Raw genomic sequence first — 16,870 nt, forward strand, 5'->3', positions numbered from 1 at the left:
AGGGAGCGAAGGCGAAGGAACGCTAGTCACCCTGCGCTGTCAAAACGTCGTGGTGATGCCACCGTCCACGGCGATTGTCTGGCCGGTGACGAAGGAAGCCGCGTCGCTGGCGAGAAAAACCACGATGCCGGCGATCTCCTCCGGCTTTCCCCAGCGGCCGAGTGCTGTGCGAGTCTTCAGCCAGCGCGCCCAATCCGGATCCTCGACGAGGCCGGCATTCACCTCGGTCGCGAAGGTTCCGGGGGCGACGGCGTTCACGGTGATCCCGTGGCCGCCGAGATCGACGGCGAGCGCCCGAGTCAGGCCGTCGATACCGGCCTTGGCCGCGGGATAGCCGACGTCTCCGGCCCGGCCGAGCTGCGCGATGACGGAGGAAACATTGATGATCCGGCCCGGCGCGCCGCGGCGGATCAAGGCACGGGCGATCGTTTGGCTCATCGCATAGGCGGAAACCAGGTGGTCGTCGAGCATGGCGCCGAATTCCTCCGGCGACATGGCGTCAAAGCCGCGGCGATCGCGACGGCCGACATTGTTGACGAGGATGTCGATGTCGCCCAGCCTGGCAAGCGCCTGCTGCGCGGCTTCGCGCCGAGTGACGTCGAACGGCGCGCCATGCGCGTCCTGACCCTCGTCCCGCATTCTGGCGACGGCTGCCTCGAGCGTGGCGGGCTCGCGCCCGTTCAGGATCACGCGGGCGCCGGCTTCGGCTAGGCCGCGCGCCATCTCGAGCCCGAGCCCACGCACCGATCCCGTCACTAGGGCGGTTCGGCCGGCAAGCGAGAAGCTCATGCTGCGCGCCATCGGATACCTCGACTGAAACGACCGTTTCAGTTACGTATTACAGCGGGTATGAAAGGAGCGCAAGATGGCCGGGCATGAAGCAGTGACTGCCGAACCTTCACTCCGCCGGGCGGAACTGCTCGATGCCAGCTATGCCTATGTACTCGACCATGGCCTCAATGGATTGTCGTTGCGCCCGCTGGCGGCCGCCATCGGCTCCAGTCCCCGTGTGCTGCTCTATCTGTTTGGTAGTAAGGAGAAGCTGCTGCGCGAACTGCTGGTCCGGGCGCGCACCGAACAGATCGCGCAACTGACTGTCGTGCTCGCGGCCGAGGGCCGAAGCCATGGCCTCGAAGAAACGGCCGGGCGACTGTGGGCCTGGTTGTCCGCGCCCGAGCAACGCCCGATGGTCAGGCTCACCTATGAGGCGTTCCTGCTTTCTTTCAGCCATAAGCCCGGTCCGTGGGCGGGATTCGCGGCGGAAGCGGCCCAGGACTGGCTGGACCTGCTGATCGACACCCAGACGCAGCTCCCGCGAGCTGAGGCCGGGGCACGGGCTACCCGTATACTCGCAACGATACGCGGCCTGCTGATCGACCTTCTGGCCAATGGCGATAATGAAAGAATTGCCGCCGCCGTGCGCATGGGCTGGCTCTGAGTTGGACCGGACGCCGCGCGGAGGCGCACCCTCCTTTATTGCGTTGCATACCGACAGCTGTTCCGATCGCGCAACCGGATGACATCGGCACCGCTGTTGCCGCTATATCTGCGAACGTGTCCGGTCAGAACCGCATATCGTGGACGCACCGCTCGGCAAGTCCTCTTAGCTGTCCAGGCTATCGAAGCGATCCACCGCCAGCCTGACATTGACGGCCGCGCGCGTCGTCGGCACTTCAGACGCCGCCCGAAAGGCTAGCCGACAGAAGCAACAGACCGACCAGGAAGATGAAGGCCGCGCCACCGATCTCGACGATCGAATGGATGCGGTTGCCGAGGCGTCCGTCGCCGGCGAAATAGACCGCCCAGTTCTTGGCCGTCACCGCGAGCGTCGCCAGCGCCGAGACGGTGATCGCGGTGCCGATCGACATGGCGAACACCGACAGCAGGCCGCCCATCCAGAGCCCGTTGAGCAGCGCGAAGCTCAGCACGATCAGTGCGCCGGAGCAGGGGCGGATGCCGACGGCGGCCACCGCCGACCAGGCGGTGCGCCAGTCGAAACGGTCGCCCGAAAGCAGCGCCGGGTCGGGCGCGTGCGAATGGCCACAGGTCTCGCAGACTTCGCCTGGACCGTGATCGTGATCATGGCCGTGGTCATGGTCGTGTACGGCATGGTCATGATGGTGGTCATGCGCGCTGTGATCGTGGGCATGCGAATGACCATGGTCGTGATGCGCATGCAGGGCATGCGAATGCGCCGCGTGGGCATGCGCGTGAGCATGCGAGTGTCCGCCATGCGAGTGTCCGGCATGCGAATGGCCGGCATGGGCGGCCGACAGGCTGTAGGCCTGGCCGGCGCCGAACAGTCGAAGGATGGCCGGGCCCGCCTTGCGCCAGAGCAGCCAGGCGCCGAACAGGGTCACCAGCACAAAGCTCGAGATTTCGAGGAACCATGCCGCGTCGGTCATCGACACCGCGGTGCCGCGCAGGACGAAATAGGCAAGCACCATGACGACGACCGCGGTGAGCCCCTGCAGCAGCGCCGAGACGAAGGACAGCAGGATGCCGCGCTTCAGCGCCACTTCGTTGGCGACCATGTAGGACGAGATCACCGCCTTGCCGTGGCCGGGTCCGGCGGCGTGGAAGATGCCATAGGCGAAGGAGAGGCCGACCAGCAGCCAGAGCTTGCTGCCATCCTGGCGCATCGCCTTCATCGCGGCTGCCAGCGAATGGTAGAATTCCTGCTGCCGGACATTGATCCACATCAGGATGTGAGCAAACGGACCGGACGTGGTGGGGGCCGTGCCGTCATTGGTGCCGATGCCGAGCGAGCTCTGGGCATGGGCGAGGCCGGACAGATGCGTGATCACCAGGGTGGCGGCCGCGAGGCCGAGCGCCAAGCGCAGCGACGGTTTCATCACCGGTTATCCTTCTGGCGGGCAGTTCAGTTCGAGCTTGGTGGCGAAGATCTTGCTCATGTCGGTGCCCGTTGGATCGTTGAAGAACGCGTCCGTCAGGGTCTTCTGGTTTTCCTTGATCGCTTCGTCCGGATCGGGACGGATCACCTTCTTGGTGCAGTTCGAGGGCAGGCCCTCGACGGTGAGGTTGGCGTCGTCGGTGAAATCGATCGCCGTATAGAAGGTCGGATCGTAAACGCCGATGTCGATCTTGCCGGCGAGCTTGATCGGCGCCTTCGGTTCGGATTCGAAGAGGATAATCAACTGGTCGTTGTCGAAATTGGCCATCAGATGCGGCGGCGGGACCATGGGCACGTCCTTGCCGTCTTGCGTGACCAGCTGGAAATAGTTGAACTCGGCCAGCGACGAATGGACGGTGTCGGCGACTTCCTTGAGCTCTTTGTCGTCAAGCTTCAGATCGGAGTTCTTGTCGAACTCCATCATCACCGTACTCGAAAAAAGATCGTCGAAACGCCACAGATGACGCAGCGCTTTCACACTTTGGTGATCCTCGCTCAGGATCACGTCGAGGCGGGCCTCGGCAAAGACGTGCGGATGCACCTCGGCCGGCTCGATCCCGGCAAATGTCACTGCCGCGGCCGAAGCCAGCATGGTTGCTTGCCGTTTCAAATGCATTCCGGGCTGCGATTCCATCAACTTCGGGAGTGGACCCCGAGAGTTATCAGAAAGGGGGCGAAATTGGGACGCGCCTTCGGCTGATTTTGATACCCGCCGTTATCCCAGGACCGCCACTTCTTGATGGCATGCATCACGCGCCGTCGCGCGTCCTGAACCAGTGCACCAGGAAATCGACGAAGACGCGGACCTTGGCGGGCAAATAGCGGCGGTGCGGGTAGACGGCAAAGATGCCGCTGCCGGAGAGAATGCGGTCGTCGAGCACGCTCACCAGCCGGCCGGCCGCGAGGTCTGGAGCGGCGATGAAATCCGGCAGGATGGTGAAGCCCAGGCCAGACACGGCAGCTGCTCTCGCCGCCATCGGGCTGTTCACCTCTATCGGACCCGACACGGTGACGCTGACCGAATCCTCGCCATCGCCCTTGAAGCGCCAGTTGGCTAAAGAGCGGCCGTTGGTGTCGACGATGCAGGGCATGTTGGAGAGGTCCTGCGGACGCGTCGGGGTGCCGTGCTTTGCGAGCAGCTCCGGCGACGCGCAAAGCCTGATCGAAAACGGCCCCAGGCGCCGGGCGATCAGCGACGAGTTCTCCAGCCGCGAAATGCGCACGGCGACATCGAAGCCTTCCTCGACCAGGTCGACGAAGCGGTCATCGAGATGGATGTCGAGCACGATGTCGGGGTGCTGCTTTGCGAAGTCGATCAAGGATTGGCCGATCGGTGCGTCGGCGAAGGTGCGCGCCGCCGAAAGCTTGATGCGGCCGCGCACGTCGCCGGAGGATTCGCGCACGGCATCCGCGAGGCTGTCGACCTCGCGCACGATTTCGGAGGCGCGCTGATAATAGGTGTGCCCCGCTTCGGTCAGCGAAAACTGCCGCGTGGTGCGGTTCAACAGCAGCGCGCCGAGCTCGTCCTCCAGCTCGCGCACATATTTCGACAGCAGCGCCTTTGAGCGGCCGATCTTGCGCGCCGCGGCCGAGAAGCCCTCGGCCTCGACCACGTCGATGAAGGCGCGCATGCGGGTCAGTGTATCCATGGTCAGACCTTTCGTGCCGCGTCGAGAATCCTGCGGCCGAGCCGTATCAAAGCGACGTCGCTGCCGGAAGGGCCGAGCAGCGACAGGCCGAAGGGGGCGCCGTCGACACTTCCCAAGGGCAAGGTGATCTGCGGGAAGCCCGACAGGCCGGCCAGGCACAACAGATGCAACGCCCTTTCGCGATAGGCCTGGAACTGTTCCGGCGTGCTGGTCTTCAGCGGCGCCGCGCCTGGAACGGTCGGCAGGACGAGAAAGCCGTCGTCGCCGAGCAGGGCGACGAGCTCGGAACGGAAAGCCAGCCGGCGTGCCGCCTCGGCGGCAACCGTGCCGGCATCGATCGCGCGGCCGAAGCCGAAACGCTCGTCGATGCCCGGGCCAAGGCCGTGGTTGCCTGCGGAGATCCAGCCGCCATGCGCCTGCCAGGCCTCGTGGGCCTGCAGCCGGCGAAAGCACCAGTAGAGGTCATCCGGCGACGAGGCGAAGGCGTATTCCGTCTCGGTCGGCTCGCCGACGACGCCGGCAGCCAATGCCTTCATCCGCGCGTATTCGGCAGCTTCGGCCGGGCCGGCAACGAAAGCATCGAGCCAGCGGAGCGACAGCGGACGGTTGAGCGGATGCCGGTGCGGATCATCGCCGAGCAGCAGCTTGCCGACCGCTTCGTAGGTCTCGATGTCGCCGGCGAACCAGCCGAAGGTGTCGAAGCTCGGCGCGAGCTTCATCGCGCCGTCGAGCGAGATGCGGCCGTGGCTGGTGCGCAGCCCGATCAGGCCGCAGAAGCTCGCAGGCGCGCGGATCGAGCCGCCAGTGTCGGAACCGATGGCGATGTCGGCAAGGCCTCCTGCAACCGCGGATGCCGATCCCGAGGAGGAGCCCCCGGTCACGCGGTCCGGTGCGGCCGGGTTCACCGGAAAGGCGAAATGCGAATTCTGGCCGAACAGCGAGAAGGCGAGCTCGTCGGTCTGCGTCTTGCCGACGAAGCGCGCGCCGGCATCGAGAATCATCTGCACGGCCTCGGCCGTCCGAGCGGCGGCATGGGCCTCCTCGAACTTGCGCGGGTTGCCGCAGCCGGTGCGGTAGCTGGCGACGTCGTAAATGTCCTTGACCGCCAGGCGCAGGCCGGCAAGCGGACCTGATTCCGCATTGGCTACAGGCACTTGGCGCAGATCGAGGAAAGCGTTTAGCGGGCCGTGGGTGTCTGGCATCGTTCGATTTCCGGATACGGTCCACAAACATTGTTCGACGCCGGAATTTTTACAACCGGCGCTTACGATTTTTATTGATTGTGAAACCCTTCGCTCTTATATCGCGGTTGCCCAAAGTCGCACGTGCCTGTGGGTGTCCGCCGATCCTCGAATGGTGAGGGCAACCGGTAAGGTAACTGGAGCTAACCCCTCCAGTCGGTCTAGTGGCCAACCGCCAGACCGAGGACACCTTGAAGCAACGACGGTGCGGGCCTTTCTGGTGTCTGCCGGTCGTCCAAAGACCGGGGTTACTGAAGAGGCACACCTTCATTGCCTGTAGTGCGGACGGGGTCCTCCCATCCAAGCCAAGGCAGACAAAGCGAACCGAGGCCGGGCAAGGCCAGGTTCACCGCCGCGAGACGGCGATTCGTGGTTCCGGGGTCTCCACCGGCTGGTTCCACGGGTTTTCCGTCCCGCCTTTGTCCACCGCGAGTTCGCGAGGCTGAGCGCCCGCGTCCCGCAGCCTTTGTGCGCGCCGAAAGGCGCAGATGGAGAGACCTCGATGGCCACCCAGCGCATCCTCGACTTTCTCGCCACCCGACGTCCGAACGGCCCCTGCCTCGTCGTCGACCTCGATGTCGTGCGTGACAATTTCCGCGCCTTCGAGAAGGCGTTGCCCGATTCCAAGATCTACTATGCGGTGAAAGCAAACCCGGCGCCGGAAATCCTGCGCCTCCTTGCTGCGATGGGCTCGTCCTTCGACACCGCATCGGTTGCCGAAGTCGAGATGGCGATGGATGCCGGGGCGCCGGCGGATCGCATTTCCTTCGGCAACACCATCAAGAAGGAGCGCGACATCCAGCGCGCCTACCAGCTCGGCATCCGCCTCTACGCCGTGGACTGTGTGGAGGAGGTCGAGAAGATCGCCCGCGCTGCCCCCGGCTCGCGCGTGTTCTGCCGCGTGCTCACCGACGGCGAGGGCGCCGAATGGCCGCTGTCGCGCAAGTTCGGCTGCGTGCCGGCGATGGCCGTCGACGTGTTGCGCCATGCCAAGGGCCTCGGCCTCGACGCCTATGGCGTGTCGTTCCATGTCGGCTCGCAGCAGACCGATCTCACGGCCTGGGACCGCGCGCTGGGCGACGCCAAGAAGGTGTTCGCGACGCTCGCCGAGGAAGGCATCGTCTTGAAGATGGTCAACATGGGCGGCGGCTTCCCGACCCGTTACCTGAAGGACGTGCCGGCGGCGCAGGCCTATGGCCAGGCGATCTTTTCGGCGCTGCGCAGGCATTTCGGCAACGCGCTGCCCGAGACGATCATCGAGCCGGGCCGCGGCATGGTCGGCAATGCCGGCGTCATCAAGTCGGAAGTGGTGCTGATCTCGAAGAAGGCCGACAACGACAATGTGCGCTGGGTGTTCCTCGACATCGGCAAGTTCGGCGGCCTGGCCGAGACCATGGACGAGGCGATCCGCTATCCGATCGTCACGCCGCGTGACGGCGGCGAGACCGCGCCTTGCGTGCTCGCCGGCCCGACCTGCGATTCGGCCGACGTGCTCTACGAGAAGACGCCTTATCCGCTGCCGCTGTCGCTGACCATCGGCGACGAGGTGCTGATCGAAGGCACCGGTGCCTACACGACCACCTACTCGGCGGTCGCGTTCAACGGCTTCGAGCCCCTCCGATCCTACGTGATCTGACCGGTTCGCAAAGACCGATCAGATCAACCTGGGCGGATGCCCGTCATCCGCCCGGGCTCGCTTGTGGAACAGATCTCCGCTCGTGAAGGATCGCGGACATGGAATACCTGATCAAATCGGCCGTTGCGGCCACTGAAATTGCCCCCTCGTCCGGACCGTCGGATGAGCTTTTCTCCGCGGGAGAGAAGAGCTCGACGGCAGTGCTGGCGCCCTCCCTTGCCCACCGGGCACAGGCTGGCTCGCGCGGCGCGCCGGACGAGGGGGCCGCACAGGCGCCGGCCTTCGTCATCCTTGCCGAAGGCGCCGGAGACATTGAGGCGCGCGAGGCGCTGCTTGACCGCGCCATGGGGCCGAAGCGCAGGAAGAAATCGTCCGAGAAGCTGCGGCGCGGCCGCCGGCCGTCGGAAGGCCTGGCCTTTGCCGCGCGCGATCCGTCGGGCGCGGTGGTCGGCACGGTCCGGCTGTGGGACGTGACGCTGGGCGAAGGCGGTCCGGCGGCGCTCCTGCTCGGCCCGCTGGCGGTCGAGCCGTCGCTGAAGAGCGCTGGCATCGGCTCGGCTCTGATGCTCCACGCGATCGCCGAAGCGGCGCGGCTCGGGCATGGTGCGATCCTGCTTGTCGGCGATGCGCCCTACTACGGGCGGTTCGGCTTCTCGGCCGACCGCACGGGATCGCTCGCCATGCCTGGCCCCTATGAGCGGCACCGGCTGTTGGCGCTGGAGCTGAAAGAGGGCGCGCTTTACGGCGCCAAGGGCACGATCAAGGCCGCCGGCCGCAAGGTCAAGACGCTTAGTTTCACCGCCTGACGGCTTTCGGTTCGACAAAAAACGCGACGCCGCCCATCGGGCGGCGTCGCGTTTTTGCGAATGATCAGCCGAGCAACTGGCTGAGCGCCATGGCGACGGTCATGTCGCCCTCGACCTTCAGCTTGCCGGCCATGAAGGCCATGGTCGGGTTGAGGTCACCGGCGATCAGCGAGTCGAGATCGTCGAGCGAGAGCTTGATCGTGCAGTCGGTCGGGGCATCGGCGGTCGAGACGGTCGCGCCGTCGATGACGATGACGCCGTCGCTGCCGGTGTCGAACTTGACCGAATGCTCGAAGCCGGCGCTTGCCACGCGCGACCTGATCTTGTCGGCAATCTCCTGAACGCCCATGGCGGTTCTCCTCGTTTGGTTGCGTTTGACGCGCACCGGCCTGGGCCGCTGGGCGAGGCGCCGCGTCGCGCGGGAGCGCGGCCACGGTCACCAACGCATATAGCTTTCGGTTGACGTTTACGTCAACGTGGTCGCCGTGCGGCATGGTGGCAACCATGCGGCATGTCGCATCAGCGGCGGATGGGTGGGGCGAGGCATTCAATCCGGTTGAACACCGGCAGCGCGATCAATGCTGCTTGAAGGCCTTGGTCATTTCCTGGGCCGTTTCGCCGGCATTCTTGCGGCGCCGGATCGCGTTGTCGCGGATCTCGTCCTTGGACAAGAAGTTGACCTGGTCGATCAGCACGTCATGCACCAGTTCGACGCCGACACGGGCGTTCACCGTGTCGCGGATGGCCTTGCGGAAGGCATCGAGATCGATCGTCTCCTTCTTGGTGAAATCGATCTGCGGATTGGAATAGAGGTAGGAATAGACCTGGTCGGTTATCAGCGCCGGCGCCGGGATCGACAGTTTCTTTATCTGGTCCGGTTCCACCGTATAGACGAGCTTGGTGAGAAAGTAGCCGTCGATCTTGGCGTCCTTGATGAGCGGCACGGAAATGATGTCGGTCTTGACGTAGTCGAGGCCACCCAGCATCGGCTTCGGCGGCTCACCGACGCCGCGCTCGCCCGCCGCCTGGAAGGAATAGAACACCGCGCCGAGTGTGGCGGCGCAGATCCAAAGCGCTGCGGCGATGAACTTGATCATACTTTGCCTGATTGTCCGGGCATGATCTTGTCCGAAAACCGGCTTCCATTTTTCGCTGACGCGGTCCTGCGGCTAGGGATCATGCTCGGGCGTATCCGAATTCGCCGGCCGAATAGGTGCCGTCGGTATCGGCGCGCTGGATGGCGTTCTTCAGCAGCGTGGCGACCTCGTTGACGGCGTTGAGATGAGCAAGGATCGCCGCTTCGTTCTTCGCCAGCTTCTGGCGCAGCCGCGCCAGCCCCTCGCGATGCTGCTCGAGGAACTCGATCTCGTTGGCACCCTTCAGGGCGCGGGTCAGTTCGTAGAGATAGCGGCTCTTGCGGGCATTCGAGGCCTTGAGGTCGTAGTCGGTTCCGCTGCGGATACCCGCCGTTTCCTCGTCCACCGCCTCCTCGATGCGGCCGATGATGGCGGCGAGGTTACCGGGCCGCGCAGACGCGGCCGGCGTTTCCATGGCGATGGTCCGTGCAGGCAGATTGGAAAGGTCCGTTTGGTCGGCCATGTAAGTCCCTAGATCTTGATGTCCGTTTTTATGGTTGTGTCGTCACCGGTCATCGACCGGGCGGCTTTACGCTCCAGCTCCTCGATCATCGAGGTCGAAAGCCTGGTCTGCCGGTCGATCTCGGCTTTCTCCGGTCCGCCCCCAACAGGTCCGACCGGTACCTTGCGCTTGCCGTCCAGATAGTGGTCTGCAAGCATGGATTTCGCGATGCCGATGCCGCCGTGCGCGGCCATGACATCCGCCACCTTTTCGGCAAGCTGTGACTTCCACATGTCGCCGGCCAGCCCCTTGCCATAAACGCCTTCCGTGTCCTTGGGCATCATGTTCTGGATGAAGGTCGTCAGCACCATCGCCTCGAAGCGCTGGAATTTCTTTGCCGGGTTTGCCGCTTCGGCCTTGTCGGCGGTGGCGCGCGACAGGACCGAGCCGGCATCGACAGTAGCGGCCTGGTCGACGGAGAACGTGCCTGGGGCGCCTCCCGCCCTTCTGGCGAGCGCGGCACGTGCCGCCTCGACATCGGCCGGCTCCGCCGCGCGGGCAACGTCCATCACGATGTCGCTGGGTGGGGAAATCGCCAAGAAAGTTTCGCCTTTCGCCAGGGTTCGGTCATTGCACAATGCCTCGACAAGCTTGTGGCAGGCTTACCAGGGATTTGGCCAAGGGATTGGATCGTTCATCCGCTGCGCAGGCGCAATCAAGCCATGGAAACCTCGCAGGCCAGCGCTTGCACGTCACGGCCGATGGCGGCGACGGCGACAATCTTGCCGTCCTTCTTGTAGCCGACCAGACAATCGCGATCGGGGATGCTTCCGTCGATCTCGATCGCGTCCCACGACCGGGCGTAGCCGACATAGCGGATCGATACGTCGTAGTGCTCGCTCCAGAAGAACGGAACGCTCGAGAAGGGTTGCCGAAGGCCAAGCATGTTTTGCGCAGCGATCTGGCCTTGACGTTCCGCCACGACCCAATGCTCGACGCGCCGCGATTCAGCCGTCTTCAAGTCAAGCCACTGCGCGACGTCGCCGGCGGCAAATATGCCGGCCACATTGGTCTCGAGGAATTCGTTCACGAGCACACCCCTGTCGACGGCGATGCCCGCATCGGCGGCCAGCGAGATGCGCGGCTTCACGCCGGCGCCAACGACGACAAGATCGGCATCGATTACGCTGCCGTCGCTCAACGCAACCGCCTGGGCGGTTATTCGTTCGGCCGTGGCGCCCAGATGGAAAACGACACCGTGCTCCTCATGCAGCGAGCGGATGAAGCCGCCGAGTTCCGAACCAAGGACTACTCCAAGCGGATAGGCCTCCGGCGCGACAAGGTGGACCGCGATGTCGCGCTTGCGAAGGGCGGCCGCCACTTCCAGACCGATGAATCCCGCGCCGATCAAGACAGCCGTCTTCGAGCTTCGGGCGCGTTCGATGATGGCGCGACTGTCGGCCAGCGACCGTAATGTGAAGACGTGGTCGCGATCGGCGCCGGCGACCGGCAGGCGAACCGGCTCGGCCCCCGTCGCCAGCAGAAGGCGATCGAAGGGAAAAACCCGCCCGTCGCCCGCAATCACCGCCCGGCCGTCGACGTCGATACGCTCACATGTCGTCCGCAACTGGAGATCGATCTTGTTGCGGACGTAGAATTTGGGGCCGCGCAGCGGGATCCATGCCTCCGGCGCCGTCCCGGCAAGATAGTCCTTCGACAGGTTGGGACGGTCGTAAGGCGCGTCATCGTCCGAACTCAGCATGGTGATTTCGCCGGCAAACCGGCTGCGGCGCAGCATTTCGGCGGCAGCGAACCCGGCGGCGCCACCTCCGACAATGACAATGCGACCGGGTTGGCCAGCCGCATCGGGCTGCGACGACGGCGCGGTCTCCTTGTCCGCGGGAACTTTGCCGGTGACGAGGAGACGATCGCCACGGCGCTCGACGCTCCATCGCAGCAGCGGGTCGAAGGCCGGCGCGGCAAGCGCCTCGCCGGTGCGGAGGCTGAAGCAGGCATGGTGCCATGGGCATCGAACCGTGTCCTCGACAACCATCCCTTCGGCCAGTGGCCCGCCGTAGTGGGTGCATTTGCCTGCGACCGCCAGCACTTCCTCGCCGACACGCGCCAGAAGCACCGGCTCCTCGCCGACATGCCCGGCAAGCAGCCCCTTGTCGCCAAACGCGGCAACCGGCACTCCGACCGTCAAGTCTGGGCCCATATCCGGATTTTTCTGCGCGGCCATGGCGGCTCTCCCTTCGGGGCATTTGCCGACGACCCATTCACTCGGGTGTCGCACCCAGAATTGACGCCACGCCAGCCAAAAGGTTCCTGAGATTGGTGGCCAACGCCATTCTTGTCTGGCCGCCGCGTAACGCTCACAGACATCGGCGTCGCGTGGGGAGCGGAATTCTGGACGCTACTCGTCCCGGCGCTTCTGCGTGATCAGGTCGAGGCGCTCGCGATCGGAGCGCTCGCGCTCGTCGCGGCGGCGGACATCCTTGTAGGCGCGTTCGACCATGTTCGTGCGGGCGGTCGCGGTGGCGATCAGCGCCGCTTCCTGCCGGGCGCTCTCAAGGTTCTGCTTCTGGCGACCGAGCGCGTTCGCGATGCGGCGATGATAGAGCTCCGGGAACAAGCCGCCAAGCGAGCTGCCGGTATCGAAATGCTCGATGAGTTCCTTCGCTTCCGATTCCGCCGCGGCGGCGGCCGAGAGGAAGCCGGCATGCCGGGTCTCGTGCAGCGCCTTCAGTTGCTCCTGCACCTTGACCAGCTTCCTCAGGCGATCCTTGCGCGAGGTCATTGCGCTACCTCGCCAGCGTCAGGTCGACAAAGCCGTCGACGAACAGCGACAGCAAGGTGCCGACGGCGAAATAGAAGATGATCATCCCGCCGGCGATGACGAAGGGCAGCGAGATGAAATAGACCGGGATCTGCGGCGTCAGCTTGTTGACGAAGCCGATCGTCAGATTGACCAGGATGGCATAGGCGACGAAGGGGCTGCCGAGCCGGATCACCAGGAAGAAGGCATCCGACACCGTGTCGGTGACGTCGACGAGCGCCGCCTGCGGATTGAAGAAGACGTTGACCGGGGCGACCGTGTAGGAGGCGACGAGCGCACGCACGATCTCGTGGTCGAAGTCGAAGACGAAGAGCAGCAGCAGCGCCGAGAACGAGATGATGGCTGCAAGTGCCGCCTGGGGCTCTGGCTCCTCGATCGCCGGCCCGCCCGAGCCGCCATAGCCGATCAGCATGGCAATGGCCGAGCCCATGAAGCGCAGCGCTTCCATGTAGAGCCTGGTCATGGCGCCGATCAGCCCGCCGACCAGAAGCTCGGAGACGATCATCGGTGCCAGGACCTCAGGGCGCGGGTCGACGTGAGGGTAGATGCGGTCCCACAGGAAGGCGAGCAGGCCTCCGGTGGCGGCGACCGACACGAACAGCCGGACCTGGAGCGGCACGCGGGCGCTGGAAATGCCGGGCATCAGCATGAAGCAGGCGCCGATGCGGCAGAAGGCGAGGAAGGCGGCGATGACGACGCCTTGCGAGAGCGCGTTCACGAGATGGTTCCAAGCACCTTGATCTCGACGCCCTTGGCGATCTCGACATGGGAGAGCACGGGAAGCGTCGTGAAGAGCCGCTCGATGATCATGCGCACATAGGGGCGCGCGTCGGGCGCAGTGACGAGCACGAAGCGCTCGCCGGCCTCGAGATGCTTGCGGATCGCCTTGGTGGCGTCCTGGCCGAACTCCTCGAGCTGGCGCGGATCGATGTCGAACTCGCGCACCTCGCCCTTGGCATCGCGCTTGAGGCTCTGGTGGAAGGCGAGGTCCCAGCGGTTGCCGAGGCGCAGCACCTTGAGCATGCCGCCCTCGGAAAGATCGCCGCAGATCTGCTGCGCCATGCGGATGCGGACATGCTCGACGATCTGCTCGGTGCGGCGCACATGCGGCGCGATCTCGGCGATCGCCTCGATGATCAGATGCAGGTTGCGGATCGAGACGCGCTCGGCAAGCAGAAGCTTCAGCACTGCCTGCAGGCCGGGATAGGAGATGTGCGAGGTGCAGATCTCGTCGGCGAGCTTGCGGTATTCGGGGTCCAGCCGCTCGAGCAGCGCCTTCATGTCCTTGTAGGACAGGAGCTGCGGCAGGTTGTTGCGGATGACCTCCGAGAGGTGGGTGAGCAGCACCGACATGTTGTCGGCGAAGGTGAAATTCTCGCGCTTCAAATCCTCGGCGAAGGTTTCCAGCACCGAATAGGCGCGCATGCCGAAGGCCGGCTCGCGGATCTCCTCGCCGGGAATGTCGGGCACGCCGCGCGTGCCGAGCAGCACCATGACCTCGCCGACCCGCATCTGGTACTCGGCAACGACAGTGCCGTGGACCTTGATCTGATAGCTCTTCGGCGGGATGGCGAAGTCGTCGGCGACGCGCACCTCCGGCACCACGAAGCCGTATTGCTGGGCGAACTTCTTGCGCATCTTCGACATGCGGAACACCAGCTCCTGATGCGCGACCAGCAGCCTGGTCGAGAGCTGCTTGCCGATCAAAAGCTCGATCTCGGCGGTGGCGAGCGATGCCTTGACCGAATTCTTCTCCTCCTCGACCTTGTCGGCCTTTTCCTTGGTCTTCTGCGCTTCGGCGGCGGCCAGTGCCCGGTTGTGGCGCAGCGGGATGACATAGCCGAGGCCGGCCATGGCGCCGGCTAGCGCGAAGAACGGGAACAGCGGCAGGCCGGGCATCAGGCCCAGGATCACCAGCAGCGAGGCGGCGACATAGAGCGCGCGCGGATGCGCGCCGAGCTGGCCGAACACCGCCTGGTTGGCGGAGCCGCGCGTGCCGCCCTTGGAGACGAGCATGCCGGCGGCGAGCGAGACGATGAGGGCCGGGATCTGGGTGACGAGGCCGTCGCCGACGGAGAGCTTGATGAAAACGTCCGCCGCCTGGCCGAGGCCCATGCCGTGGCGCAGGTATCCGATGGCGATGCCGCCGACGATGTTGATGGCGGTGATGATCAGGCCGGCGATCGCGTCGCCGCGCACGAATTTCGAGGCGCCGTCCATGGAGCCGAAGAAGGAGGATTCTTCCTCCAGCTCGCGGCGGCGCAACTGCGCCGTCTTCTCGTCGATCATGCCGGCGGACAAGTCGGCGTCGATCGACATCTGCTTGCCTGGGATGGCGTCGAGGGTAAAGCGCGCGCCGACCTCGGCGATGCGGGTGGCGCCCTTGGTGATGACGATGAAGTTCACCACGATCAGGATCATGAAGACGATGAGGCCGATGACGAAGTCGCTCGACATCACCAGCTTCGAGAAGCCCGAGATGACATAGCCGGCCGCATGCGTGCCCTCATTGCCGTGCGACAGGATCATGCGCGTCGTGGCGATGTTGAGCGAGAGCCGCAGCATCGTGGCGATCAGCAGCACGGTCGGGAAGGACGAGAAATCCAGCGGCCGCTGGATCCAGAGCGCCACCATCAGGATCAGCACCGAGAGAGCGATCGAAAAGGCAAGGCCGATGTCGATGAGGAAGGCCGGGATCGGCAGGAACAGCACCGCCAGGATGACGACGATGCCGAGCGCGAAGAAGACGTCGCGGCCGTTCTTGGCCGCCAGGCCGGACGGAATTGTTTCGCTGATCGCCATGTCGTCCTCAATTCCAGACTTGCCCAGCGCAAAGGCAGGCCCCCAACCGTAACCGGCCAAGCTTGCGCGAAGGTGGGAGAGAGGCGTTAGGCTACAGCTGAGCCGCGTCCGCCGTGGCGACGCCGACCAGCCAGCTGCGGACGGCGCGTTCCTCGGCCGCGGACAGTCCGACCGTCAGCTCGCGTTCAAGCCTCTGCACGCGCTCGCGGCATTTCTTCAGCAATGCACGCCCCTTGTCGCTGAGGTCGAGATGCTGGATGCGGCCGTGCACCGCGTGGGGCTTGCGCACGAGCGAGCCTGCCTTTTCCAGATTGCCGACGATCACACTCACCGTCTGCGGGGTGAGCACCGCAAGCCGGGCGAGGTCGGCGTTGGATATGCCAGGATAGGCCGACAGCATGGTCAGGGTCGCGAATTGCGCCTGCGTCACGCCGAATTCGTCAAGCGCGCGCTCGACCCTGAGCCTGTAGGCGCCGGCCGCCTGGCGCAGCAAATAGCCGATATAGCCTTGCTCGCCGCGCTTGCCTTCACCGGGTGCGGGAATTGCAGGGGAGGTTTTCTGCTTGCGCATGATATCAGAGCTCTTATATGTTGTTCGCACACTGATATTATCGCAAAGTGGAGCAGGAGACGATGGGCTATCGAATCTTTCTCGCCGGCGGTTCCGGCGCGATCGGCCGGCGCCTGATCCCGCAACTGGTCGATACCGGCCACCAGGTGACGGCGACGACGCGCCGAGCCGCGAAGACCGAGGAGCTGAGCGCACTCGGTGCCGATCCGGTGGTTGTCGATGTGTTCGATGCCGGTGGATTGCGCACAGCGGTCGCGGCGGCGAAACCCGAGATCGTCATCCATCAGCTCACCGACCTGCCGCCCGGGCTCGACCCCGCCAAAATGGGTGAGGCGGCTCCCAGGAACGCACGCATTCGCGATGAGGGTACCCGCAATCTCGTCCAGGCCGCGAAGTCGGCCGGCACCCGCCGCCTGATCGCGCAAAGCATCGCCTGGGTCTATGCGGCGGGGCCGGAGCCGCATGCCGAGACCGATCCGCTGGATAGCGGCGCCGAAGGCGGCCGCGGCATCAGCGTCGGCGGCGTGGTCGCGCTGGAACGGCACGTTCTCGAGGCCTCGCCCATGACAGGCATCGTGCTGCGCTATGGCCATCTCTATGGGCCAGGCACCGGAGCGGAGACCGCCGCCGATCCGGCCGTGCATGCCGATGCCGCGGCGTACGCGGCGCTGCTTGCCGTCGAGCGAGGTTCGCAGGGCGCTTACAACGTCGCGGAGCCGAACAGCCATGTCACGACCGGGAGGGCCGTCAGCGAGTTCGGCTGGCGTCCTGACTTTCGCCTGGCTATGTGAAACATGCGAAGAACTTGCCACCATGATTGAAGTCGCGTCGGCG

The 16,870-nt window shown here is 65.0% G+C and carries 18 protein-coding genes; 4 read left to right on the forward strand and 14 right to left on the reverse strand.

Features of this window, described 5'->3' with window-relative positions:
• Window positions 1–39: 39 nt before the first annotated feature.
• Window positions 40–801: an SDR family oxidoreductase gene (locus tag QAZ47_RS11780; RefSeq protein ID WP_278233349.1), complete on the reverse strand. Its 762-nt coding sequence runs from the start codon at window positions 799–801 to the stop codon at window positions 40–42.
• Between the two features lie 64 nt (window positions 802–865).
• On the opposite strand from QAZ47_RS11780, the gene QAZ47_RS11785 reads away from it, so the two are divergent.
• Complete coding sequence (locus tag QAZ47_RS11785; protein WP_278233350.1) at window positions 866–1,438, forward strand: TetR family transcriptional regulator; 573 nt, start codon at window positions 866–868, stop codon at window positions 1,436–1,438.
• Between the two features lie 235 nt (window positions 1,439–1,673).
• On the opposite strand, the gene QAZ47_RS11790 is transcribed toward QAZ47_RS11785, so the two are convergent.
• From QAZ47_RS11790 to QAZ47_RS11805, 4 genes are all read right to left on the reverse strand, one after another.
• Window positions 1,674–2,855, reverse strand: a complete 1,182-nt coding sequence (locus tag QAZ47_RS11790) for a nickel/cobalt transporter (protein WP_278233351.1) — start codon at window positions 2,853–2,855, stop codon at window positions 1,674–1,676.
• 6 nt (window positions 2,856–2,861) lie between these two features.
• Entirely contained in the window at window positions 2,862–3,530 is a 669-nt protein-coding gene (locus QAZ47_RS11795; RefSeq protein WP_278233352.1) for a DUF1007 family protein, read from the reverse strand.
• 133 nt (window positions 3,531–3,663) lie between these two features.
• A complete protein-coding gene (locus QAZ47_RS11800) occupies window positions 3,664–4,563 on the reverse strand; it encodes a LysR family transcriptional regulator (protein ID WP_278206915.1) in 900 nt (299 codons plus the stop codon).
• A gap of 2 nt (window positions 4,564–4,565) precedes the next feature.
• On the reverse strand, window positions 4,566–5,765 hold the full coding sequence (locus QAZ47_RS11805; protein WP_278233353.1) for an amidase: 1,200 nt from the start codon (window positions 5,763–5,765) through the stop codon (window positions 4,566–4,568).
• Window positions 5,766–6,306: 541 nt separating this feature from the next.
• Between QAZ47_RS11805 and odc2 the strand changes: the two genes are divergently transcribed.
• Together odc2 and QAZ47_RS11815 are read left to right on the forward strand one after the other, a co-directional pair.
• Window positions 6,307–7,440 (forward strand): ornithine/lysine decarboxylase, encoded by a 1,134-nt coding sequence (gene odc2 / locus QAZ47_RS11810; protein ID WP_278206917.1) that lies wholly within the window; start codon window positions 6,307–6,309, stop codon window positions 7,438–7,440.
• Between the two features lie 98 nt (window positions 7,441–7,538).
• A complete protein-coding gene (locus tag QAZ47_RS11815) occupies window positions 7,539–8,246 on the forward strand; it encodes an N-acetyltransferase (RefSeq protein ID WP_347567194.1) in 708 nt (235 codons plus the stop codon).
• A gap of 64 nt (window positions 8,247–8,310) precedes the next feature.
• Here QAZ47_RS11815 and QAZ47_RS11820 read toward each other — a convergent pair whose 3' ends face one another.
• The 9 genes from QAZ47_RS11820 to QAZ47_RS11860 form a co-directional block, all read right to left on the reverse strand.
• Entirely contained in the window at window positions 8,311–8,595 is a 285-nt protein-coding gene (locus QAZ47_RS11820) for an SCP2 sterol-binding domain-containing protein (RefSeq protein WP_067002744.1), read from the reverse strand.
• Between the two features lie 226 nt (window positions 8,596–8,821).
• Window positions 8,822–9,343, reverse strand: a complete 522-nt coding sequence (locus tag QAZ47_RS11825) for a hypothetical protein (protein ID WP_278074514.1) — start codon at window positions 9,341–9,343, stop codon at window positions 8,822–8,824.
• Between the two features lie 79 nt (window positions 9,344–9,422).
• Window positions 9,423–9,845 (reverse strand): hypothetical protein, encoded by a 423-nt coding sequence (locus QAZ47_RS11830; protein WP_278206918.1) that lies wholly within the window; start codon window positions 9,843–9,845, stop codon window positions 9,423–9,425.
• Window positions 9,846–9,853: 8 nt separating this feature from the next.
• The gene (locus tag QAZ47_RS11835) at window positions 9,854–10,423 is read right to left on the reverse strand and encodes a rod-binding protein (RefSeq protein WP_278233354.1); all 570 of its coding nucleotides are present in this window, start codon (window positions 10,421–10,423) and stop codon (window positions 9,854–9,856) included.
• A gap of 116 nt (window positions 10,424–10,539) precedes the next feature.
• Window positions 10,540–12,066, reverse strand: coding sequence for an FAD-dependent oxidoreductase (locus QAZ47_RS11840; protein WP_278233355.1), 1,527 nt, complete (start codon window positions 12,064–12,066; stop codon window positions 10,540–10,542).
• A gap of 174 nt (window positions 12,067–12,240) precedes the next feature.
• A complete protein-coding gene (locus QAZ47_RS11845) occupies window positions 12,241–12,624 on the reverse strand; it encodes a hypothetical protein (protein ID WP_278233356.1) in 384 nt (127 codons plus the stop codon).
• A gap of 4 nt (window positions 12,625–12,628) precedes the next feature.
• The gene (fliR, locus tag QAZ47_RS11850) at window positions 12,629–13,381 is read right to left on the reverse strand and encodes a flagellar biosynthetic protein FliR (RefSeq protein WP_278206923.1); all 753 of its coding nucleotides are present in this window, start codon (window positions 13,379–13,381) and stop codon (window positions 12,629–12,631) included.
• The gene (gene flhA, locus QAZ47_RS11855) at window positions 13,378–15,465 is read right to left on the reverse strand and encodes a flagellar biosynthesis protein FlhA (protein WP_278074508.1); all 2,088 of its coding nucleotides are present in this window, start codon (window positions 15,463–15,465) and stop codon (window positions 13,378–13,380) included. Before flhA ends, fliR begins: the two co-directional genes overlap by 4 nt.
• 91 nt (window positions 15,466–15,556) lie before the next feature.
• Entirely contained in the window at window positions 15,557–16,036 is a 480-nt protein-coding gene (locus QAZ47_RS11860; protein ID WP_278233357.1) for a MarR family transcriptional regulator, read from the reverse strand.
• A gap of 62 nt (window positions 16,037–16,098) precedes the next feature.
• Here QAZ47_RS11860 and QAZ47_RS11865 point away from each other — a divergent pair, with 62 nt between their 5' ends.
• Window positions 16,099–16,827, forward strand: a complete 729-nt coding sequence (locus QAZ47_RS11865) for an NAD(P)-dependent oxidoreductase (protein ID WP_278233358.1) — start codon at window positions 16,099–16,101, stop codon at window positions 16,825–16,827.
• The last annotated feature ends 43 nt before the right edge of the window (window positions 16,828–16,870 follow it).

It is taken from the genome of Mesorhizobium sp. WSM4904 (assembly GCF_029674545.1).
Classification (GTDB): Bacteria; Pseudomonadota; Alphaproteobacteria; order Rhizobiales; family Rhizobiaceae; genus Mesorhizobium.